This is a genomic window from Avibacterium sp. 21-595 (genome assembly GCF_023611905.1).
Classification (GTDB): domain Bacteria; phylum Pseudomonadota; class Gammaproteobacteria; order Enterobacterales; family Pasteurellaceae; genus Avibacterium.
This window is the reverse complement of sequence record NZ_CP091455.1, coordinates 69,863-92,115: the sequence shown is the minus strand read 5'-3', so window position 1 is coordinate 92,115 and position 22,253 is coordinate 69,863. Positions and strand designations below refer to the sequence as shown.

Below are 22,253 nucleotides of genomic sequence, written 5' to 3'. Positions count from 1 at the left end.
CTCCTATTGCTTTTGATGGGCAAATTGAATAATTTCACGCATTTGTTCAAGGCTTGGCGTACGCGCTAAAATCCCTTCTTCGCCCATAATTTTGGCAAACACACCGGGGACTTGTTGTACGCTAATGATATTGTGAGGAAATCTTTCGCACACTTCAGCAATGGAATGCACATAATGCTGATTTGCCTTGCGAGAGATATAGACCACATTCCAAGGATGGGTAATTTGTGCATTAAATTGATTGTCTTTCACAATATGCGCATATTCATTAAACACATCAAAATCGTTGGCATAATTCCACATATCAATAGTTAAGCCGCCGGGTGGACGACAGTTTACTTCTAGTGGCAATAATTCGTTGGTTTTTTTCACTCGGAAAAACTCGAAATGAAAGAACCGCTCTTTGACATTAAAGGCTTTTACACATTGCTTACCAAGTTCCACTAATTTGGGCGAAATTTCACGCGGAACGTAATAGAACATATCGCCGTCTTTTTCTACGGTATCCAGCACCGCTTCAGAATATTCAAGGCTAGAATAAAACACAATATTGCCGTCACGATCCGTTAAGCCATCAAAGGTAACAATATCGCCATCAATAAACTCTTCCATAATGTATTTCACGTTGGGATTTTTATGTTGGAAGAAGTTTTCCAATTCTTGCGTATTTTTGATCTTATAGGTATCGCTCGCGCCCACACCTGAATTGGGTTTGACAATCACGGGATAATGCAATTCGTCCGCTAATTTTCTGGCATCTTCATCACTTTCAAACACTTGCCCTTTTGCTACTTTTAAGCCTGCTTGACGGAAAATTTCTTTCATTTGAGATTTGGTTTTAATGGATTTCATATCTTCATTTTTATAACCAAACACATTGAAATCGGTGCGAAGTTTAGCATCTAGCTCAAGCCAATACTCATTGTGCGATTCAATGCGATCAATACGGCCATATTTATGCGCAAAATAGCCCACCGCACGATAAACTTGATCGTAATCTTCCATATTATCCACACGATAATACTCAGTGAGTGAACGGCGTAAATTTTCACTCAATTGATCATAGGGTGTATCCGCAATACCTAAGGTATTGAAACCATTTTCACGCAAACGCACGGTAAAGGTTTCAAAATTAGTTGGAAAATGGGGTGAAATCATCACAAAGTTTAGTGGTCTTGACATAGATTATCTCTCAATCTGAAAATAGCGAAAACGATTGCATTATACAAAAAATCATCAAGTGATAAAAGCAATCTATATCAATTGAAATGAGTTTGATGATTTAGGTTTTATTTTTTTAATATAGTAGATAATAAAAATAAGATATAGATCACATTTTTTTATCATATTAGTGTAATATTGATTTTAGTTAAAATTCAGCCAATTTATAAATTAATCTTTAAGACAAGATCAAGATAGGAGACAACTATGAAGAGTTCTATTATATTTATAGCCATGTTTTTTATTTTATATTGGATCGCAAATTCTATTTTGGATATGAATGGAGAGTTAAGGTATATTTATTTTGGATTAATAGGGTTTTGTACATATTGCATCTCAAATAGAATATGTGCCATTCTAAAAATAAATTAATCTGCTTAGTAAGTACGGCGTAAAAAGGAATTTTATTGTGCTTTTTATTAATGTGAAAGTAGGAATTTACTATTTTTGTAGTGTTCCTATTTTTATATTTTTAGATGAAATTAATAAAAAGTCAATTTGTCTTTGTTTAAGAATGTTTTTTTCTTAGGGGGGAAGTATGTTATCAAAAAACAATCTCAAAGTTTTTAATTATATAGTAACCGTATTTATTAGCCTTACTACTTATAAAGTTTATAAAAGATCTGAATTTATTGAAGGGTTTAGATTAGCGTTTTTGTTATGTAGTGCAATTATCTTATTTTCCCTATTATATTTTTTTATTTATATATAAAAACTGGTTCTTTCACACCAGATTTTATAGATAAGTTCAAATATATTTCTGCAAACGGAAAAGTTTTCATTTTTATTGTCAGCATTATTTTTCTTGTAATATTTTACTTTTTTTATCTTTATGTAAAAGAATTGCAAAAAGTAGATCTTTTTCCTGTTAGCTTTCTTAGCTTGTCCATAGGAGGGCTAGGATTTATCTATATAAAGCTATTACAGATGATTTTAAAACGAGATTAATCGTTCATTTTTCGTTAGATAATTTAAACGGCTGGCTGTTTTTTGCGCTGAGTGATTTATGCTCTTGGATAATATGCAGAAATGCTTGTCCGAAGCGCTCTAATTTAGTTGCGCCCACACCGTTGATTTGTAGCATTTCGCGCTTACTGGTGGGTTGATATTGTGCCATTTCTTGCAAGGTGGCATCGTTAAATACAATATAAGGGGGGATATTTTCTTTGTCGGCAATTTGTTTGCGCAAGAAACGCAGGCGAGCAAAGAGATCTTTGTCGTAATTTTGCACCGCACTTTTTTGTGCGCTTTGTGCGGTCATAATGGAAGAAACCCTTGGCATTGCCAGCTCTAAGGGCTGTTCACCACGCAAAATTGGGCGTGCGTTTTCCGTCAGTTGTAACACCGAATGAAATTGATTCATCACTTGTTGCACAAGCCCAAGATGAATCAGTTGGCGGATCACTGATTGCCAATATTCTTTGCTTTTGTCTTTGCCAATGCCGTACACGCTGAGCTGATCGTGCTGGTTATCTTTAATTTTTTGATTTTGCATTCCACGCAACACGCCAATCACATAATGTACGCCGAACATTTGCCCTACGCGATAAATGGTGGACATCACCTTTTGTGCGTCAATTAAGCCATCATATTTTTTCGGTGGATCAAGGCAAATATCGCAGTTTCCACAAGGCGCTTGGCGATGTTCACCAAAATAGTTCAGCAAGACTAAACGGCGGCAGGTTTGGCTTTCGGCGAACTCACCGATTGCTTCTAATTTATGCTGTTCAATTTGGCGTTGCGGGCTTTCTGGCTTTTCCAGCAGCATTTTTTGTAACCACGCATAATCGGCGGGTTCGTAAAACAATACGGCTTCGGCTGGCAAATCATCACGCCCTGCACGCCCTGTTTCTTGGTAATACGCCTCGATACTACGCGGCAAATCAAAATGCGCCACAAACCGCACATTGGATTTATTAATGCCCATTCCAAAAGCAATGGTTGCCACCACCACTTGCACATTATCACGCTGAAAAGCACGTTGCACTTGTTCGCGCTGGTTGGCTTCCATTCCTGCGTGATAGGCTTGGGCAGAAACGCCCTTTTTGCGTAAACTTTCCGCCAAACGTTCCACTTTATTACGGCTGTTGCAATAAACGATACCGCTTTTGCCCTTGTGCCCTAGTACAAATTGGCATAGTTGTTCCATTGGCTTAAATTTTTCCACCAAGGTGTAGCGAATATTTGGGCGATCAAAACTGCCGATATAAATATGCGGGTTATCCAGTTGTAAGTGGTGCAAAATATCTTGCCTTGTGGCACTGTCGGCGGTGGCGGTGAGTGCCATTATAGGGGCATTGGGAAAGCAACGTTTTAAGCCGCCAAGTTGGGTGTATTCAGGGCGGAAATCGTGTCCCCATTGGGAAATACAATGGGCTTCATCAATGGCAATAAAGCTCACTTGGCAATGGGAAATAAATTGAAAAAAACTGGTTGTCATCGCCTTTTCGGGCGAAATATAAAGCAATTTGAGTTGCCCTGAAATCGCCTTATTTTGCACGATTTGCTGTTGCTCAAAGGTTTGTGTGGAATTGAGATAATCCACTTCAATACCATTGGCAAGCAGTTGATCTACTTGATCTTTCATTAACGAAATCAGTGGCGAAATGACTAAGGTTAAACCTGAAAAGCAAAGTGCAGGAATTTGATAGCAAAGGGATTTTCCGTTTCCCGTTGCCATAATCACGAGGCTATCTTGGTGTGAAAGGGCGGCGTTGATAACTTCTTCTTGTCCGTTGCGGAAAGATTGGTAACCAAAGACCTCATTCAAAACTTGAAGTGCGGTGTTTTTTTTCATTATTTTTTGCGAAAAACTCGTTAAAAATGCACCGCACTTTGTTTATTGATGAAATAGGGCATTAGGCAAAATGCACTTGCTCGCCGTTTACGCGACAGGCTTCTTCCAAGCATTGCCAGAATAATTTGCCGTCATTGGCAATCCATTGTCCCTCTTTGAAAGCAAAGTGGAAACCGCCCGCTTTGCTGGCAAGCCAGAGTTCAAGTAACGGCTCTTGCTTATTTACTACCACTTGGCTGCGATCAGGAAAGGTGATGGTAAACACCGAACCTTGCGTGTCGCAATCCACATCACAATCTTGCTCTTCTAATTGCTCTTCAATTTTGAGCCAAACTTGCTCAATATTTTGATGAAATTCTGTAACGTTCATAATTTTTCCATAAGCGAAATAGATAAGGCAGAATTATAGAGAGTTTTTACCATTTATACAAAGTGCAAAATGATGTAAAAAAGAATAGATCTTTCTATAAATATCGTTATTATGCGTAAGATTTATAAGATAAACCAAGAGAATATAAGATGAAAAAGCTAATTTTTATCCTCACTTTAGGGGCAGTTACGCTTTCTGCCACCGCTTGTGGTGTGAAAGGCCCACTTTATTTCCCTGAACAACAACATTCACAAACACAACAATAAGCATTCAAGGACAAGCTAATGGATTTTTTTCAATATCAAGATGATCAACTGATGGCGGAGCAAGTGCCGGTAAGTAAAATAGCACAACAATTTGGTACACCGGCTTATGTTTATTCACGGGCTACGCTTGAGCGGCATTGGCACGCCTTTGATAATGCCTTAGGCAATCACCCACATTTAATTTGCTTTGCGGTGAAATCTAACCCAAATTTAGCCATTTTAAATGTGATGGCAAAACTTGGCTCGGGCTTTGATATTGTATCGCAAGGGGAATTAGAACGTGTGCTTGCCGCTGGTGGTGAAGCAAACAAAATCGTTTTTTCTGGCGTAGCAAAATCTGAACAGGAAATTGAACGTGCGTTAAATGTGGGCATTCGTTGCTTTAATGTCGAAAGCCTTGCCGAGCTTTACCGTATTAATGACGTAGCAGGGCGGTTAAATAAAATTGCGCCAATTTCTTTGCGCGTGAACCCTGATGTGGACGCGCACACACACCCTTATATTTCTACCGGCTTAAAAGAAAATAAATTCGGTGTGAACGTTGATGAAGCGCGTGAAGTATATCGTATTGCGAGCCAATTACCGCATATCAAAATTACGGGAATGGATTGCCATATTGGTTCGCAACTCACCGAAATTCAACCTTTCCTTGATGCGACTGATCGCTTGATTGTACTAATGAAACAATTAGAACAAGACGGGATTAAGCTTGAACATTTAGATTTAGGTGGCGGATTGGGCGTAACCTATAAAGACGAAAATGCGCCGCACCCAAGTGAATATGCAAAAGCCTTATTAGCCAAGTTAAAGGATTATCCAAACTTGGAAATTATCCTTGAGCCGGGCCGTGCGATTACCGCCAATGCGGGGATTTTGGTGACTAAAGTGGAATATTTAAAAAGCAATGAAAGCCGCAACTTTGCCATTGTAGATACGGGAATGAATGATATGATCCGCCCTGCGTTGTATCAGGCCTATATGAATATCATTGAAGTGGATCGTCGCCAACCACGCGAAAGCAAGATTTATGATGTGGTTGGGCCAATTTGTGAAACCTCTGATTTCTTAGGCAAACAGCGTGAACTCGCTATTGCTCAAGGGGATCTTATTGCCCAACGTTCTGCCGGAGCTTATGGTGCAAGTATGGCATCAACCTATAACTCTCGCCCAAGAGCCATTGAAGTGATAGTAGACGGCGATCAAGCACATTTAATCAAACGCCGCGAAACTTTCCCTGAATTATGGCAGTTGGAAAGTTTGTTGCCGTAAAAATAATAGAAATAACCCACATTTTTGTGGGTTATTTTTTAGGTTTTATAAACTTTATATCGCTCAAAATAGAATGTAAAAATTTATATTGCTAAAATAAAGTGCGGTGCGATTTTGCGGAATTTTTCCTTCAAATAATTATTAAGGTAACCCAATGAAAAAACACTTAAAATGTTTAAATATGATGATAATTGGATTTGGTGGTATGATGGTTAGGCGTGTTGAAAAATCAGGCTGGGTGTCTGGCTATGAGCTTGAGTTTGTACTTTTATCGCTCATCATTTTACTTTCTATTATTTACTTTTCTACCTTATATATTAATAAAAATACCATTAAACCGAATAATCCATTTAATGGCTTAAATGCAAAAGGTCGTAATTTACTTTTGTTTTATTTTGCGTGTTGTTTAATGATTTTTTTCCTCTGCTATTTCTTGGGTAAAAAATATAGTTTGGATACGTTTTTAGTCCTAATCTATTTTAGTATTTTAGGTGTAATATTGAGTTTCTTTTATACTAAAATTCTTCGCTTTGTGAAGAAAAATTATTCTTTAGATAAAAAAGAAGAAAAAAGCCACTTTTAATAGTGGCTTTGTTGTTCATTAGATTGCTATCACATCAGTGCTGAAATATATTTCAACATTACCCCTGCTGCAATTGCTGAGCCAATAACACCAGCGACATTGGGTCCCATTGCGTGCATTAACAGGAAGTTTTGGTGATCGGCTTCTAAACCAATTTTGTTCGCAACACGAGCCGCCATTGGTACGGCAGATACGCCTGCGGCACCAATAAGCGGGTTAATTGGATTTTTGCTAAAGCGGTTCATCAATTTCGCCATTAACACGCCAGATGCGGTACCGATAGCAAAGGCGATCATTCCTAATAATAAAATGCCAAGGGTTTGTGGTTGTAGGAATTTATCTGCGACCAATTTTGCCCCGACAGAAAGCCCTAAGAAGATTGTTACGATATTAATGAGGGCATTTTGTGCCGTATCATTTAAACGTTCAACCACACCGCTCACACGCATTAAATTACCAAAGCAGAACATACCTAATAATGGTGCTGCATCAGGCAACAGTAATGCGACAAGCACTAATAACACGATTGGAAACAAGATTTTTTCGCGATTACTTACCGTACGCATTTGCACCATTCTAATTTTACGTTCTTGTTGTGAGGTAAGGGCTTTCATTATTGGCGGTTGAATAAGTGGAACTAATGCCATATAAGAATAAGCGGCAACTGCAATTGCGCCTAATAATTCAGGGGCGAGTTTGCTGGCGAGGTAAATGGCGGTTGGGCCGTCTGCTCCGCCAATAATGCCGATTGCGGCGGCTTGTGGTAGGGTAAAGTCAATAATACCAAGCCAGTTTAACCCTAACGCTCCTAATACTGTGGCAAAAATCCCAAATTGGGCTGCAGCCCCTAAGAGTAATGTTCGTGGATTAGCAAGGAGGGGGCCGAAATCCGTCATTGCCCCTACGCCCATAAAAATAATGAGGGGGGCAACGCCATAACCAATCGCTACTTTATAGAATAATGCTAACACCCCAGCACTATAACCCATATCGCCTGCTATGACTTCTAATTCATTTTGTACAGAAGGTAAGGTATTGTTAAGTGCGGCTTTAATGGCAATAGGATCGGCAATAGTACCTAATTTACTGGCAATAATCGCAAGCTGTTGGCTTGTTCCATTATGTAGCAAGTTATCCAACGCGGTCATTGCTAATCCAGCTTCTGGAATATTAGAGAGCAGTCCACCAAAACCAATAGGCAATAATAACAAGGGTTCAAATTTACGGGCAATGGCAAGCCATAAGAGCAGGAGGCTGACGCCAATCATCACCGCCTGCCCCCATTCTAGGTGCATAATGCCCATTCCTCGTAGTAAAGATAAAATACTTTCCATTTTTCCCCCGCACTTATGCTAAGGTTAATAAGGTATCGCCCACAGCAACAGAATCACCAGCTTTCACGCTGATGTTTTGCACTGTTCCTGCTTGCGAAGCACGGATTTCCGTTTCCATTTTCATCGCTTCAAGAATAAGCAATACATCACCCTCTGCCACTTTTTGCCCCTCGGTTGCCACCACTTTCCAAATTGTGCCTGCCATTGGTGCGGTCACGGCAGTGCCTGAGGCTGTTTGCGGAGCGGGTTGAGACGCTGGTGATGGCTGTGGCGCAGTTTGAACAGGTTGTGGGACAACAGGCGTGATTTGATTAATATCACCACCCTCGCTTACTTTCACCACAAAGGCTTTACCTTCTAACTCCACAGTATAAACTGCGGAACCTGAAGTGCGTTGTTTTTCAAGTGCGGTTGTTTTTTGTGATGTTTTTTCACCGGCTTGAACTTCACTTGGTGCCGGTTCAAAGGCATCAGGATTGCCTCGATTTTCGAGGAATTTCAAGCCAACTTGTGGGAATAATGCCACGATCAGCACATCATCAATTTCATTATCAGAGAGCTTAATGCCTTTTTCTTTCGCCTGTTGTTTTATTTCTGAGATCAATTTTTCCATTTCTGGCTCAAGATGATCCGCTGGGCGATCGGTAATTGGTGCGCCCCCCTCTAATACACGGGCTTGTAATTCCGCATTTACCGGCGCTGGTGTACGACCATATTCGCCTTTTAAAATCCCAGCGGTTTCTTTCGCAATGGTTTTATAGCGTTCACCCATTAATACATTAATCACTGACTGTGTGCCGACAATTTGAGAGGTTGGAGTAACCAATGGAATATAGCCTAAATCTTCCCGCACTTTTGGAATTTCTTGCAACACTAAATCCAATTTATCGGAGGCATTTTGTTGTTTTAATTGGCTTTCAAGGTTCGTGAGCATTCCACCCGGTACTTGTGCCACTAAAATACGGCTATCAACGCCTTTTAATTGCCCCTCAAATTTATGATATTTTTTACGAACATCGCGGAAATAAGCAGCAATTTTCTCTAATTTTTGAATATCTAATCCCGTATCATAAGGTGTGCCTTTTAAGGTGGCGACCAAGGCTTCTGTGGCTGGATGTCCATAAGTTCCACTCATTGAAGAAATGGCCGTATCCACGCCATCTACGCCTGCTTCAATGGCTTTTAACAATGCCATTTCTGCCATTCCCGTTGTGGCGTGGCAGTGAAGGTGAAGTTGGACATCAAAGCGGGATTTTATCTCACTGACTAAGTGATATGCTTCCATTGGAGAAAGAATGCCGGACATATCTTTAATTACCAGAGAATCAATGCCGATCGCTAATAATTGTTCTGTGGTGTCAAGCCAAGTTTGTAAAGTATGCACAGGGCTAGTGGTATAACTGAGCGTACCTTGTGCGTGTCCGCCATTTTTACGCACAGCTTGTAAGGCTTGTTTCATATTACGTGGATCATTCATTGCATCAAAGACACGGAATACGCTCATTCCATTTGCGACAGCACGTTCCACAAAACGATCGACCACATCATCAGCATAATGGCGATAGCCAAGTAAATTTTGCCCACGTAACAACATTTGTAGTGGTGTTTTCGGCATTGCTTTTTTTAATTCACGCAAACGTACCCAAGGATCTTCACCTAGAAAACGAATACACGCATCAAAGGTTGCGCCCCCCCACGCTTCAAGCGACCAGTAGCCAATTTCATCAAGCTCGGCGGCGATAGGTAACATATCCTCAAGACGTAAACGCGTCGCAAAAAGAGATTGGTGAGCGTCACGTAAAACAACATCAGTTACAGCAATTTTTTTCTTTTCAACAGTCATTGTCTTTTCTCCAACGTAATCAATTTAATGCCCTTGGTTACGGCGATGGTGTGCAATCGCCGCCACAATAATTGGGCGTAATCTTTCTAAATCATCTGTTTGAGTGGATTGTGCTTTTATCGGTGCAGGTGGACTGAGAACAGGCTCAGGAAAAAAGCGATTTACCAGTTTCGACATTAATCCAATCGCAAAAATTAGGATTAATAAGAAAACCAGTACAAACCCCATTCCCGAAAGCATCAAGTTTATGCCTTCTTGCATAAGTTCAGCGTTTGTCATTTTTATACCTCAAAGATGTAAAACAGCATTTTGTATCATAGCCTGTTTTTTATTGAAAAAAATTGAACTAGATCACATTGTTGAAAAGGGTTTTTAAAAAATTTCCAATAAAAAATTGGAATAATTGGCAATTTTTATAAAAACGTGGAAAATAACCGTTTTGTTGATCAGAGATAAACCGAAATTTAATGATTTTATTTACCAACCTTTCGTTAAAACGTGGGCAAACTACGTTGCTAGAAAATGCCAATGCAACCATTAATCCCAAGCAAAAAGTCGGCTTGGTAGGCAAAAATGGCTGTGGCAAATCCTCGCTACTCGCGTTACTCAAAAAAGAAATTAGTGCAGAGGGCGGAGAGGTGAGCTATCCCTCAAATTGGGCAATCTCTTGGGTGAATCAAGAAACCCCAGCGCTTGCTATTTCTGCTCTGGATTATGTGATTTTAGGTGATCGCCAATATGTCGCGTTACAGCAACAGCTAGAACAAGCTAATCTAAACAATGACGGCAATGCGATTGCGCGCATTCACGAACAGTTAGATACCATTGATGCGTGGACAATCCAAGCACGAGCGGCGGCATTGTTAAATGGATTGGGCTTTAGTCAAGATGCCCTTAGCCAGCCTGTGAGTGCTTTTTCGGGTGGTTGGCGTATGCGTCTGAATTTAGCACAAGCCTTGCTATGTCCTTCCGATCTGTTGTTACTTGATGAACCCACCAACCACTTAGATTTAGATGCAGTGATCTGGCTTGAGCGCTGGTTACAACAGTATCAAGGTACGCTAGTTTTGATCTCTCACGATCGCGATTTTCTTGATCCTGTGGTAGATAAAATTCTGCATATTGAAAATCAAAAAATTAATGAATACACCGGGGATTATTCCTCTTTTGAAAAACAACGTGCGGAAAAATTAGCACAACAAAGCGCACTTTATCGCCAACAGCAACAAAAAATTTCACATTTACAAAAATATATCGATCGTTTTAAGGCGAAAGCCACCAAAGCCAAACAAGCACAAAGCCGAATGAAAGCCTTGGCGCGTATGGAGCTTATCGCCCCCGCTTATGTGGATAATCCCTTTACCTTTGAATTTCGTGAACCGTTCGCATTACCTAACCCATTGCTTTCAATGGAAAAAGTGAGTGCAGGTTACGAAAATAACGGACAAACTACAGAAATTCTTAAACAAATAAAATTAAATCTGGTACCGGGTTCACGTATTGGTTTGCTAGGTAAAAATGGCGCGGGGAAATCCACTTTAATCAAATTATTAGCGGCAGAAATCACCGCACTTTCAGGCAATATTCAGCTTGCAAAAGGCGTGCAGCTAGGTTATTTCGCCCAGCATCAATTAGATACACTTCGAGCAGAAGAAACCGCCTTATGGCATTTACAAAAACTTGCCCCACAGCAAACAGAGCAACAACTGCGCGATTATCTCGGCAGTTTTGCTTTCTATGGTGATAAAGTTAATGAGCCAGTGGTTAATTTTTCAGGTGGGGAAAAAGCGCGCTTAGTATTAGCATTGATTGTTTGGCAACGCCCAAATTTACTTTTATTAGATGAGCCGACGAATCATTTAGATTTAGATATGCGTCAAGCCTTAACGGAAGCATTGGTAGATTATCAAGGTTCGCTCGTCATCGTTTCTCACGATCGCCATCTATTACGCAATACGGTAGATGAATTTTATCTCGTTCACGATGGGCAAGTAGAAGAATTTAAAGGTGATTTAGCGGATTACCAAAAATGGCTTAACGAACAAAACAGCCAAAGCCAGCCTTCTGCCAAAATAGAAAGCAATAAAGAAAGCAGTCAAAATCGCAAAGAACAAAAACGCAAAGAAGCAGAACGCCGTCAGCAACTTGCCCCATTGAAGAAATTGCTTACGCAATGGGAAAACAAAATGGATAGCATTGCTCAACAACTTGCAGAGATAGAACAACAACTTGCCAATAGCGATCTGTATCAACCAGAAATGAAAGAAAATCTTACCGCACTTTTAAAAGATCAGGCGGAATATAAAAAACAGTTAGAAACGGCTGAAATTGAATGGTTCACCGTGCAGGAAGAAATTGAAACGCTATTAGGCGGTTAAAACGAAAGTGCGGTGCTTTTTTTAGTATTTTTTGGGTGAATGAATTATTCGCTCTTGTATTTTTTATATTTTGTATAAACAACTAAAATAAGTCTGTGTAGAAGAAGCTAAAAATTCTGTAAAATTTGCACCGCACTTCACATTTCTTTATGCAAAAAATGGCGTGTATTTAGTAACTGACAGGCGTTGTTTTTCGCTGTATTACTCGTAATCCATCAATGATGATTAAGCCCATTCCAATCATTAACGATAAAAAGAGCGGGTAATTTTCTGCGTCAATATTTTCCCCAATAAACAACGAAACGGCGAGCATCATTATCGGTTCGGCGTAACCTAATAGTCCTAGCACATTAATTGGCAATAGACTGCTTGCCATAATGTAAGCATTAAAGGCAATGCCACTGAGTAAGCCGAGTAGAAATAATAAAGACAAAATATGGGGATTCACCAACTGCACTTCTGCAATGTTTACTTGAGCGGCAAAATAGATACACACGGGTAAGGTCAGAACCATTTCAATGGCGAAGCTGGTAATATCATTGAGCTTAAACCATTTTCGCATCATAAAATAAATGGCATAGCCACACACTGCAAGGCTTTCCCAAGAAAGCCCTCCTTTGCTATAAATGTTAAAACCAATACCGATTGCAGCGATGATAATGGCAAGAAATTTAAGTGGGGAGATGCGTTCTTTAAAGAAAATCCGCCCTGCTGCCACTAAAACAAGAGGTAATAGCAAATAACCAAGGGAAACACTCAATGCACCTCCATTGTTTGGCGCCCACAAAAAAAGCCACATTTGAAACCCCATCATACTGCCATTAAATAAGAAAACAAGTAGTAACCAAGGCTCGCGTTTAATTCGTTTTAAGTGAGCGATCAGCATATATTTTTGGCGGAAAATAAACACCGCTGCAATCACAAAAGGCGCAGTAAAAACAACACGATAGCCAAAAATATCTTCGCCACTTAATGGAAGTAATAACGTGGAAAAGTAATAAATGTAGCCAAATAGCATTGAAGCCAAAAGTGAAAAGCCAATCCCTTTTAACATAGCCCACCTAAATTTAAATGAAATGATAACCGCACTTTACTCTAACATTTGCCAAAATGCACGAACTAAGGGCAAATTTAAACGGTTCTTTTGCATACAAAGCCCTAAATCAAAAGGCTGTACTGGCGTATCAATGGTTAATGTTGAAACCTGTGAATTAAGTGGGCTATTTTCGATCACGACATCAGGCAATAAGGCGACACCACAACCGAGCGCTACCATTGAGACAATTCCTTCGTGTCCTGATACTGTCGCATAGATTGTGGGATGTTTAATTTTTTTCTGCTGAAACCATTGATCAATTCGCTGTCTAGCAGGCCCTTCTACGGGCAAAATAAAGGGAACTTTTTGCCAATCAATAGGCATTTGCTGCAATAATTGCGTGGTTGCGCAAGCAACTCGTGGCGCAATGAGGGAAAGGGTGATAGCATCAATATAATGAAACATGACATTTTGTGGTAAATGCGCAGGTCGTCCTGCTAAAGCTAAATCCACTTGCTGGCGCTGGATCATTTCTAATGCTTGAGCTGGATCACCCGTAGTGAGCTGAATTTCTACTTTGGGATAACGCAAACGAAATTTTTCTAACATTTGGGGCAAATGGCTATACGCGGCGGTAACCGAACAAAATAGCCTTAATTCACCTTGTAATTCTTGCTGATTGGTATGAAATTGCTGTTTTAAAGATAACCATTGTTGCCATTGTTGATAAGCAAATTGTAAAAACAACTCCCCAGCGGGTGTGAGAGAAACCTTACGATTATCGCGTAATAACAAAGTTTCCCCTAATGCCTCTTCAATCCGTTTAATTTGCCGTGAAAGGGTAGAAGGCGACATATAATGCTGTTCTGCTGTTTTGGCAAAATGTTTATTTTCAGCTAAATCAATAAATAGTTTAAGATCTTGAAATTCCATTAAGTTTTTCTCGATAAAAAGAGGTTTTATTGCAGAGGATTCATCTGTGTGTTTCCTAATGATAGGAATGATAAGCTTAAGTGGGTAAACATATAGATCTGTACTTACCAAAATTTGTAAAAAAATCACCGCACTTAACTTTCTACGGTGTATTACTATACATCCTTATTAGGATTAACGCAGAAAAATTTAGGTTGAATTAGAGAGATTTTGGAATTGTACTAGATAATGAGACTGGCTTGATTAAAAAAAGGGGCTGTTCTAGATAACTAGACCAAACTCCCTTTAACTAGTTGTTTTAAAATGGAAATTTGAGTTTTTATGTCACTGTAATCAAAACGCCATTCGCATTCCTTTAAATAAAGCTCAAAATGGGCTTTAGGAATGCCATTAAATTTGCGTAAATGGCGTTTTGCTTGGCTCCAAAAATTCTCAATTCCATTAATGTGGTTATGATTTTCAGCAAAATGTGTGCTGTGGTTGATACGAAAATGGCTAAATTCACTCACATCAAGCACATCATAACTACGATAAGTATCGGTGTAAACAATACTATCAGGCTTTACTTTCTCTCGAATAATAGGTAACAAGGCGGCTGATTGAGTATTCGGAACCGCAACGGTATAAACCTTGCCATTGCGTTTAAGGAGCCCGAATACCGCGATTTTCCCTGCCGCGCCACGACCAGGTTTACCTTTGCGGGCACCACCAAAATAACTTTCATCGGCTTCAATTTCACCTTCAAACATTTCTAAGTGTAGGCTATTTTGATAGATGAGCAGGCGTAAACGATGAAAGTAGTATGCTGCTGTCGTTTTGTTTACATTGCAGTCCTTGCTGTAACCCCTGCTACAAATAGCTCAATGAGTTTATTTTGTTTATGCTGACTTAGACGACTTTTTCTCATTGGTTCATTCTAACCTAAATAGAGTTTTTAGTCGTTATCTAGGACAGCCCCTTTTATTATCTAGCTCTGCAAGACAATTAAGTCCGCTTAAGATAGCCCGTCTATCTGATGCGGCTGTATTTTCTTTATTGCATGAATTACGCTGGATAAGTAAAAATGAACAAGTTTGTCCTAAATGTGGTGTGTACAACATCAAGCCTATTTCATCTCTACTCGTAAACAGTGGCGCTGCAAACATTGTAAGCATACTTTTAGCATTACGTCAGGCACAATTTTTGCGAATCATAAGTTGCCAATTCAAACTTATTTATTCGCTATCGCTTTATTTGTGAATGCGGTAAAAGGGATTTCAGCTTGCCAACTCTCTCGTAATTTGAACGTGCAGTACAAAACGGCGTTTACGTTGGCACATAAAATTCGTGAAAGTCTGATTGTGCAACGTGAGCTATTCCCCTTGCCAGGCGAAGTCCATATTGACGGCACTTATGTGTATTCCGCCCCACGCCCAAAGAATAAGAAAAGTGAGTGTGTGGATAGACTGTTAAAAGCTAATGCTAATCTAAATAAACGTGCGGTATTAGTTATGAGTGAGCGTTATTCCGAACAGTAAACTGCGGCTAATCTGCAATTAGTGGGGGCAAAGAAAACTATCACCTTTCCGATTCTCTCAGAGAATACCGAAACCGTGAAGAAACTAGCCGATGCCTATATTGAGCCAAACAGTCGTATTCATGCGGACGAAAACTCAGCTTACGATGAACTCATAGTAAATTACGATTTGCAGCGAGTAAATCATCAACGTGAATACCGTAGTGATGAAGGGATTACGAATAACCTTGCCGAAAGTTACTTCGCACGGTTCAAATGTATGTATTACGGACAAGTTCACAAAATGAGTAATGTGTATCTTGATAACTATGCCAACGAAGTCGCCTATCGTGAAGATACTCGTAAGCTAGACAACTTAGCCCTTTTTAATGATATTACCAGCAAATGCCTAAATACTTTATCAGACAATTGCTGGAAAGGCTGTTGGCAAGGTAATCATCGACAAGTAGAAAGATTGATAATGTAATGGCAAAGAAAATCTATTTAAGAATGATATTTATAAAGGATTTTATTTATCATCGAAGTTAAATAAAACCATAGCAGACATCAAAAATGTTTATTAGGGTTACGCTATTGGGAAATCAGACTCAATTTTGTCCATACCTCCAAAATTTTTGAAAATATACTCAAAATTAAGTAGAAAATACCATTTAAATAAAAGATGGAAAAGGAAACTATTCTATCGTGTTTTAGATGCTAAAAGGGGATGATGTTGTAGATTTACGATCAGTGTCGCAAAAATGATAATTAGTTGAAAATATTCATCAAAAAGAGACATTTTATGTGATATAACTTTAGCCACTTTAATAATTAACCGAAATGCGAGGAGATGTATGATGAGTATTACTAGCACTCTAACATTTGAAATTAGAAAAGAACTCAGTGAACTTATTGGGGAAGTGTCTGCGAAAGGCGTGTTTAATAGCTATGGAATTTTTCAGGCAAAATCAATGTTTGGTTTATTCCAAGATAATTGCTTTTATCTAAGAGCTGTTGGGAAATTAGCGCAATATTTGGAGAGCCAAGGCGCAATACCTTATATGGAACATTCTGAAAAGCCGGTTTCTTGCGGTATAAATTTTTATCTTCTTCCTGATAAAGTTAGAGAAAATAAAGATTTATATAAATCTCTGATTCTATGGTCAATTGAGCAAATAGAAGAAGATAGAAATCAGAAAGAAATGGCAAAGGTCGATTTAATTCGAGGTCGAGTGAACTTATCTGTTAGACACGAGCGCCTTTTAAATAAAATTGGGATTCGTTCTTTTGATGATTTTTTAAAGGCGGGCGCTGAATACTGCTATATAACACTTAAAAAAGCAGGGTTCAGTGTTAATTTACACTTCTTCTGGAATCTAAAAGCGGCTTCTTTAAGAAAGCACGCAATGATGCTTACACAAGAGGAAAAAGAAAAAGCATTAGAGGCGTTAAATGCAGCCCTTGCTAAAGAAGGAATGAGAGCGATTGATCCTATTAAGGATTAATATTTGCTGTATTGCGGTGGAATATAAACAAAAATGTAAGTTTTTTCACCGCACTTTGTTTTCTAAATAATCACTTGCAATATTTTTAAAATTTTTTGTAAAAATTTGTAAAAAAAGACTTGCAAAGATTTTCGAGATGTCTATAATACGCCGCACACAACGACGCGACGTTGTAGAAATTAAGATGATACAAATCGCGTCGTTCTTTTTTGCTCTTTAACAATCAATCAGACAATCTGTGTGGGCATTCGTTGATTTTCAAAAAGATTTAAAATTTAGAAATCAATGATGCTTAACTTGAAATTCGAAAAGAATATAACGTTATGTATTCATTGAGCGAGATTAAACTGAAGAGTTTGATCATGGCTCAGATTGAACGCTGGCGGCAGGCTTAACACATGCAAGTCGAACGGTAACGGGTTGAAAGCTTGCTTTCGATGCTGACGAGTGGCGGACGGGTGAGTAATGCTTGGGAATCTGTTTTATGGAGGGGGATAACCATTGGAAACGATGGCTAACACCGCGTAATATCTGAGGATTAAAGTAGTGGGACCGCAAGGCCACTAGCCATAAGGTGAGCCCAAGTGGGATTAGGTAGTTGGTGGGGTAAAGGCCTACCAAGCCTGCGATCTCTAGCTGGTCTGAGAGGATGACCAGCCACACTGGGACTGAGACACGGCCCAGACTCCTACGGGAGGCAGCAGTGGGGAATATTGCGCAATGGGGGGAACCCTGACGCAGCCATGCCGCGTGAATGAAGAAGGCCTTCGGGTTGTAAAGTTCTTTCGGTGATGAGGAAGGTGGACGTGTTAATAGCACGTTGATTTGACGTTAGTCACAGAAGAAGCACCGGCTAACTCCGTGCCAGCAGCCGCGGTAATACGGAGGGTGCGAGCGTTAATCGGAATAACTGGGCGTAAAGGGCACGCAGGCGGTAAATTAAGTGAGATGTGAAATCCCCGAGCTTAACTTGGGAATTGCATTTCAGACTGGTTTACTAGAGTACTCTAGGGAGGGGTAGAATTCCACGTGTAGCGGTGAAATGCGTAGAGATGTGGAGGAATACCGAAGGCGAAGGCAGCCCCTTGGGGAGATACTGACGCTCATGTGCGAAAGCGTGGGGAGCAAACAGGATTAGATACCCTGGTAGTCCACGCTGTAAACGCTGTCGATTTGGGGGTTGGGCTTTGAGCTTGGCGCCCGTAGCTAACGTGATAAATCGACCGCCTGGGGAGTACGGCCGCAAGGTTAAAACTCAAATGAATTGACGGGGGCCCGCACAAGCGGTGGAGCATGTGGTTTAATTCGATGCAACGCGAAGAACCTTACCTACTCTTGACATCCAAAGAAGGTCTTAGAGATAAGACTGTGCCTTCGGGAGCTTTGAGACAGGTGCTGCATGGCTGTCGTCAGCTCGTGTTGTGAAATGTTGGGTTAAGTCCCGCAACGAGCGCAACCCTTATCCTTTGTTGCCAGCATGTAGAGATGGGAACTCAAAGGAGACTGCCAGTGATAAACTGGAGGAAGGTGGGGATGACGTCAAGTCATCATGGCCCTTACGAGTAGGGCTACACACGTGCTACAATGGTGCATACAGAGGGAAGCGAGCCTGCGAGGGTGAGCGAATCTCAGAAAGTGCATCTAAGTCCGGATTGGAGTCTGCAACTCGACTCCATGAAGTCGGAATCGCTAGTAATCGCGAATCAGAATGTCGCGGTGAATACGTTCCCGGGCCTTGTACACACCGCCCGTCACACCATGGGAGTGGGTTGTACCAGAAGTAGATAGCTTAACCGAGAGGGGGGCGTTTACCACGGTATGATTCATGACTGGGGTGAAGTCGTAACAAGGTAACCGTAGGGGAACCTGCGGTTGGATCACCTCCTTACCGAAGAGAAGACGAATGTTCACACAGATTGGTTGATTGATGTTAGACAATGAGAAGCAAAGGATGTAGTAGAGATTACCTTTATATGTAGTCCCCTTCGTCTAGAGGCCTAGGACATCGCCCTTTCACGGCGGTAACAGGGGTTCGAATCCCCTAGGGGACGCCATATAAAGCTAATCTTATAGCGAATTGCTCTTTAACAATGTAAAAACAAGCTGAAAACTGAAGAGACTTTCAAGCCGGTGATAATAAAGTTTATCACTGAATTGAAGAAGTCTGAGTAGAAGAAGACTTACTTGAACAAAAGCAAGTAAGCGATTCTCAACGAATGACGATGATAGCTTTAAGGAAAAAAATCCTTGAGGTTGTATAGTTAAGTGAGAAAGCGTACAGGGCGGATGCCTTGGCAATCAGAGGCGAAGAAGGACGTGCTAATCTGCGAAAAGCGTGGGTGAGTTGATAAGAAGCGTTTAACCCACGATGTCCGAATGGGGAAACCCGATAGGTGAAGAACCTATCATTGTTTACTGAATAAACTAGGTAAACAAGGCGAACCGGGAGAACTGAAACATCTAAGTACCCCGAGGAAAAGAAATCAACCGAGATTCTGTGAGTAGCGGCGAGCGAAAGCGGAGGAGCCAGTAAGTGATAGCGAGTGATTTAGGAGAATTGACTGGGAAGTCAAGCGAAACAGGGTGATAGCCCCGTATCTGAAAAATCGCGTGTGGTACTAAGCTTACGAGAAGTAGGGCGGGACACGAGGAATCCTGTTTGAAGATGGGGGGACCATCCTCCAAGGCTAAATACTCCTGATTGACCGATAGTGAACCAGTACTGTGAAGGAAAGGCGAAAAGAACCCCGGTGAGGGGAGTGAAATAGAACCTGAAACCCTGTACGTACAAGCAGTGGGAGCCCTTTGGGGTGACTGCGTACCTTTTGTATAATGGGTCAGCGACTTATATTTTGTAGCGAGGTTAACTGAATAAGGGAGCCGAAGGGAAACCGAGTCTTAACTGGGCGATGAGTTGCAAGGTATAGACCCGAAACCCGGTGATCTAGCCATGGGCAGGTTGAAGGTTGGGTAACACTAACTGGAGGACCGAACCGACTAATGTTGAAAAATTAGCGGATGACCTGTGGCTGGGGGTGAAAGGCCAATCAAACCGGGAGATAGCTGGTTCTCCCCGAAATCTATTTAGGTAGAGCCTTGTGTGAATACCTTTGGGGGTAGAGCACTGTTTCGGCTAGGGGCCCATCCCGGGTTACCAAACCGATGCAAACTCCGAATACCAAAGAGTACTGCACAGGAGACACACGGCGGGTGCTAACGTCCGTCGTGGAGAGGGAAACAACCCAGACCGCCAGCTAAGGTCCCAAAATCTATATTAAGTGGGAAACGAAGTGGGAAGGCTTAGACAGCTAGGATGTTGGCTTAGAAGCAGCCACCATTTAAAGAAAGCGTAATAGCTCACTAGTCGAGTCGGCCTGCGCGGAAGATGTAACGGGGCTAAAATATAGTACCGAAGCTGCGGCATCAATCGAAAGATTGTTGGGTAGGGGAGCGTTGTGTAAGCGGAAGAAGGTGAATCGAGAGGTTTGCTGGACGTATCACAAGTGCGAATGCTGACATAAGTAACGATAAAACGGGTGAAAAACCCGTTCGCCGGAAGACCAAGGGTTCCTGTCCAACGTTAATCGGGGCAGGGTGAGTCGGCCCCTAAGGCGAGGCTGAAAAGCGTAGTCGATGGGAAACGGGTTAATATTCCCGTACTTGGTAAAGCTGCGATGTGGGGACGGAGAAGGTTAGGTTAGCGTACTGTTGGAGATGTACGTTTAAGTTGGTAGGTGGGTAGACTAGGCAAATCCGGTCTACTGTCAACACAGAGAGATGATGACGAGGCTCTAAGGAGCTGAAGTAACTGATACCACACTTCCAGGAAAAGCCACTAAGCTTCAGGCTTTACTAAACCGTACTGAAAACCGACACAGGTGGTCAGGTAGAGAATACTCAGGCGCTTGAGAGAACTCGGGTGAAGGAACTAGGCAAAATAGCACCGTAACTTCGGGAGAAGGTGCGCTGGCGTAGTGTGAAGTTCTTTGCGAATGGAGCATGAACCAGTCGAAGATACCAGCTGGCTGCAACTGTTTATTAAAAACACAGCACTCTGCAAACACGAAAGTGGACGTATAGGGTGTGATGCCTGCCCGGTGCTGGAAGGTTAATTGATGGTGTAATCGAAAGAGAAGCTCCTGATCGAAGCCCCAGTAAACGGCGGCCGTAACTATAACGGTCCTAAGGTAGCGAAATTCCTTGTCGGGTAAGTTCCGACCTGCACGAATGGCATAATGATGGCCAGGCTGTCTCCACCCGAGACTCAGTGAAATTGAAATCGCCGTGAAGATGCGGTGTACCCGCGGCTAGACGGAAAGACCCCGTGAACCTTTACTATAGCTTGACACTGAACCTTGAATTTTGATGTGTAGGATAGGTGGGAGACTATGAAGCGGTAACGCCAGTTATCGTGGAGTCGTTGTTGAAATACCACCCTTTAACGTTTGATGTTCTAACGAAGCGCCTGAAACGGGTGTTCGGACAGTGTCTGGTGGGTAGTTTGACTGGGGCGGTCTCCTCCCAAAGCGTAACGGAGGAGCACGAAGGTTTGCTAATGACGGTCGGACATCGTCAGGTTAGTGCAATGGTATAAGCAAGCTTAACTGCGAGACAGACAAGTCGAGCAGGTGCGAAAGCAGGTCATAGTGATCCGGTGGTTCTGAATGGAAGGGCCATCGCTCAACGGATAAAAGGTACTCCGGGGATAACAGGCTGATACCGCCCAAGAGTTCATATCGACGGCGGTGTTTGGCACCTCGATGTCGGCTCATCACATCCTGGGGCTGAAGTAGGTCCCAAGGGTATGGCTGTTCGCCATTTAAAGTGGTACGCGAGCTGGGTTTAGAACGTCGTGAGACAGTTCGGTCCCTATCTGCCGTGGGCGTTGGAGAATTGAGAGGGGCTGCTCCTAGTACGAGAGGACCGGAGTGGACGCATCACTGGTGTACCAGTTGTCTCGCCAGAGGCACTGCTGGGTAGCTAAATGCGGAAGAGATAAGTGCTGAAAGCATCTAAGCACGAAACTTGCCTTAAGATGAGTTCTCCCCGACTTTAAGTTGGTAAGGGTTGTTTGAGACTAAGACGTAGATAGGCTGGGTGTGTAAGCGATGTGAGTCGTTGAGCTAACCAGTACTAATTGCCCGAGAGGCTTAACTATACAACACTCAAGGGTTTTGGCTTGTTTTTGATTGAGAGAGTAGGGATTTTAGAGCGGAATGCTTT

The 22,253-nt window shown here is 41.5% G+C and carries 13 protein-coding genes, 1 tRNA gene, 2 rRNA genes and 2 pseudogenes; 9 read left to right on the top strand and 9 right to left on the bottom strand.

Going from position 1 to position 22,253, the window contains the following annotated elements; translation table 11 throughout:
* Positions 1 to 3: 3 nt before the first annotated feature.
* From L4F92_RS00340 to cyaY, 3 genes are all read right to left on the bottom strand, one after another.
* Positions 4 to 1,182: an ATP-grasp domain-containing protein gene (locus L4F92_RS00340; RefSeq protein WP_250363797.1), complete on the bottom strand. Its 1,179-nt coding sequence runs from the start codon at positions 1,180 to 1,182 to the stop codon at positions 4 to 6.
* 991 nt (positions 1,183 to 2,173) lie between these two features.
* Positions 2,174 to 4,018: a DNA helicase RecQ gene (gene recQ, locus L4F92_RS00335; RefSeq protein WP_250363796.1), complete on the bottom strand. Its 1,845-nt coding sequence runs from the start codon at positions 4,016 to 4,018 to the stop codon at positions 2,174 to 2,176.
* 61 nt (positions 4,019 to 4,079) lie between these two features.
* Entirely contained in the window at positions 4,080 to 4,388 is a 309-nt protein-coding gene (cyaY, locus tag L4F92_RS00330) for an iron donor protein CyaY (RefSeq protein ID WP_250363795.1), read from the bottom strand.
* Positions 4,389 to 4,537: 149 nt separating this feature from the next.
* On the opposite strand from cyaY, the gene lptM reads away from it, so the two are divergent.
* The 3 genes from lptM to L4F92_RS00315 all read left to right on the top strand — a co-directional run bounded on the left by lptM (position 4,538) and on the right by L4F92_RS00315 (position 6,506).
* Positions 4,538 to 4,654 (top strand): LPS translocon maturation chaperone LptM, encoded by a 117-nt coding sequence (gene lptM / locus L4F92_RS00325; RefSeq protein ID WP_250363794.1) that lies wholly within the window; start codon positions 4,538 to 4,540, stop codon positions 4,652 to 4,654.
* Between the two features lie 18 nt (positions 4,655 to 4,672).
* A complete protein-coding gene (gene lysA, locus L4F92_RS00320) occupies positions 4,673 to 5,923 on the top strand; it encodes a diaminopimelate decarboxylase (RefSeq protein WP_250363793.1) in 1,251 nt (416 codons plus the stop codon).
* Between the two features lie 154 nt (positions 5,924 to 6,077).
* Positions 6,078 to 6,506, top strand: a complete 429-nt coding sequence (locus L4F92_RS00315) for a hypothetical protein (protein ID WP_250363792.1) — start codon at positions 6,078 to 6,080, stop codon at positions 6,504 to 6,506.
* A 29-nt stretch (positions 6,507 to 6,535) separates the two neighbouring features.
* Here L4F92_RS00315 and L4F92_RS00310 read toward each other — a convergent pair whose 3' ends face one another.
* Genes L4F92_RS00310 through L4F92_RS00300 form a run of 3 tightly spaced genes read right to left on the bottom strand, consistent with a single transcriptional unit; the run spans position 6,536 to position 9,962 of the window.
* Entirely contained in the window at positions 6,536 to 7,840 is a 1,305-nt protein-coding gene (locus L4F92_RS00310; protein ID WP_250363791.1) for a sodium ion-translocating decarboxylase subunit beta, read from the bottom strand.
* A 13-nt stretch (positions 7,841 to 7,853) separates the two neighbouring features.
* Positions 7,854 to 9,683, bottom strand: coding sequence for a sodium-extruding oxaloacetate decarboxylase subunit alpha (gene oadA / locus L4F92_RS00305; RefSeq protein WP_250363790.1), 1,830 nt, complete (start codon positions 9,681 to 9,683; stop codon positions 7,854 to 7,856).
* A gap of 24 nt (positions 9,684 to 9,707) precedes the next feature.
* Positions 9,708 to 9,962, bottom strand: a complete 255-nt coding sequence (locus tag L4F92_RS00300) for an oxaloacetate decarboxylase subunit gamma (RefSeq protein ID WP_250363789.1) — start codon at positions 9,960 to 9,962, stop codon at positions 9,708 to 9,710.
* 188 nt (positions 9,963 to 10,150) lie between these two features.
* On the opposite strand from L4F92_RS00300, the gene L4F92_RS00295 reads away from it, so the two are divergent.
* Complete coding sequence (locus L4F92_RS00295) at positions 10,151 to 12,061, top strand: ABC transporter ATP-binding protein (protein WP_250363788.1); 1,911 nt, start codon at positions 10,151 to 10,153, stop codon at positions 12,059 to 12,061.
* Positions 12,062 to 12,230: 169 nt separating this feature from the next.
* Here L4F92_RS00295 and rarD read toward each other — a convergent pair whose 3' ends face one another.
* The 3 genes and pseudogenes from rarD to L4F92_RS00280 all read right to left on the bottom strand — a co-directional run bounded on the left by rarD (position 12,231) and on the right by L4F92_RS00280 (position 14,937).
* Positions 12,231 to 13,115, bottom strand: coding sequence for an EamA family transporter RarD (gene rarD / locus L4F92_RS00290; RefSeq protein ID WP_250351212.1), 885 nt, complete (start codon positions 13,113 to 13,115; stop codon positions 12,231 to 12,233).
* 36 nt (positions 13,116 to 13,151) lie between these two features.
* Positions 13,152 to 14,030, bottom strand: coding sequence for an HTH-type transcriptional activator IlvY (gene ilvY, locus L4F92_RS00285; protein WP_250351211.1), 879 nt, complete (start codon positions 14,028 to 14,030; stop codon positions 13,152 to 13,154).
* 269 nt (positions 14,031 to 14,299) lie between these two features.
* Positions 14,300 to 14,937, bottom strand: a pseudogene (locus tag L4F92_RS00280) (IS1595 family transposase).
* Between L4F92_RS00280 and L4F92_RS00275 the strand changes: the two are divergent.
* The 5 genes and pseudogenes from L4F92_RS00275 to L4F92_RS00255 all read left to right on the top strand — a co-directional run bounded on the left by L4F92_RS00275 (position 14,937) and on the right by L4F92_RS00255 (position 22,188).
* Positions 14,937 to 16,012, top strand: a pseudogene (locus tag L4F92_RS00275) (IS1595 family transposase). The pseudogenes L4F92_RS00280 and L4F92_RS00275 sit on opposite strands and share 1 nt — an antisense overlap.
* A 367-nt stretch (positions 16,013 to 16,379) precedes the next feature.
* Positions 16,380 to 17,030: a TfoX/Sxy family DNA transformation protein gene (locus L4F92_RS00270; protein WP_250363787.1), complete on the top strand. Its 651-nt coding sequence runs from the start codon at positions 16,380 to 16,382 to the stop codon at positions 17,028 to 17,030.
* Positions 17,031 to 17,374: 344 nt separating this feature from the next.
* Positions 17,375 to 18,918, top strand: a 16S ribosomal RNA gene (locus L4F92_RS00265).
* Positions 18,919 to 19,008: 90 nt separating this feature from the next.
* A tRNA-Glu gene (locus L4F92_RS00260) sits at positions 19,009 to 19,084 on the top strand.
* 205 nt (positions 19,085 to 19,289) lie between these two features.
* A 23S ribosomal RNA gene (locus tag L4F92_RS00255) occupies positions 19,290 to 22,188 on the top strand.
* Together the 16S and 23S rRNA genes with 1 tRNA gene alongside form the textbook arrangement of a ribosomal RNA operon.
* The last annotated feature ends 65 nt before the right edge of the window (positions 22,189 to 22,253 follow it).

Bases quoted from the DNA above. Each gene is read 5' to 3' on its own strand.
- L4F92_RS00310 (WP_250363791.1), bottom strand. From the start codon at position 7,840: ATGGAAAGTATTTTATCTTTACTACGAGGAATGGGCATTATGCACCTA.
- ilvY (WP_250351211.1), bottom strand. From the start codon at position 14,030: ATGGAATTTCAAGATCTTAAACTATTTATTGATTTAGCTGAAAATAAA.
- L4F92_RS00300 (WP_250363789.1), bottom strand. From the start codon at position 9,962: ATGACAAACGCTGAACTTATGCAAGAAGGCATAAACTTGATGCTTTCG.
- rarD (WP_250351212.1), bottom strand. From the start codon at position 13,115: ATGTTAAAAGGGATTGGCTTTTCACTTTTGGCTTCAATGCTATTTGGC.
- cyaY (WP_250363795.1), bottom strand. From the start codon at position 4,388: ATGAACGTTACAGAATTTCATCAAAATATTGAGCAAGTTTGGCTCAAA.
- lptM (WP_250363794.1), top strand. From the start codon at position 4,538: ATGAAAAAGCTAATTTTTATCCTCACTTTAGGGGCAGTTACGCTTTCT.
- oadA (WP_250363790.1), bottom strand. From the start codon at position 9,683: ATGACTGTTGAAAAGAAAAAAATTGCTGTAACTGATGTTGTTTTACGT.
- L4F92_RS00295 (WP_250363788.1), top strand. From the start codon at position 10,151: ATGATTTTATTTACCAACCTTTCGTTAAAACGTGGGCAAACTACGTTG.
- L4F92_RS00340 (WP_250363797.1), bottom strand. From the start codon at position 1,182: ATGTCAAGACCACTAAACTTTGTGATGATTTCACCCCATTTTCCAACT.
- L4F92_RS00315 (WP_250363792.1), top strand. From the start codon at position 6,078: ATGAAAAAACACTTAAAATGTTTAAATATGATGATAATTGGATTTGGT.
- L4F92_RS00270 (WP_250363787.1), top strand. From the start codon at position 16,380: ATGATGAGTATTACTAGCACTCTAACATTTGAAATTAGAAAAGAACTC.
- lysA (WP_250363793.1), top strand. From the start codon at position 4,673: ATGGATTTTTTTCAATATCAAGATGATCAACTGATGGCGGAGCAAGTG.
- recQ (WP_250363796.1), bottom strand. From the start codon at position 4,018: ATGAAAAAAAACACCGCACTTCAAGTTTTGAATGAGGTCTTTGGTTAC.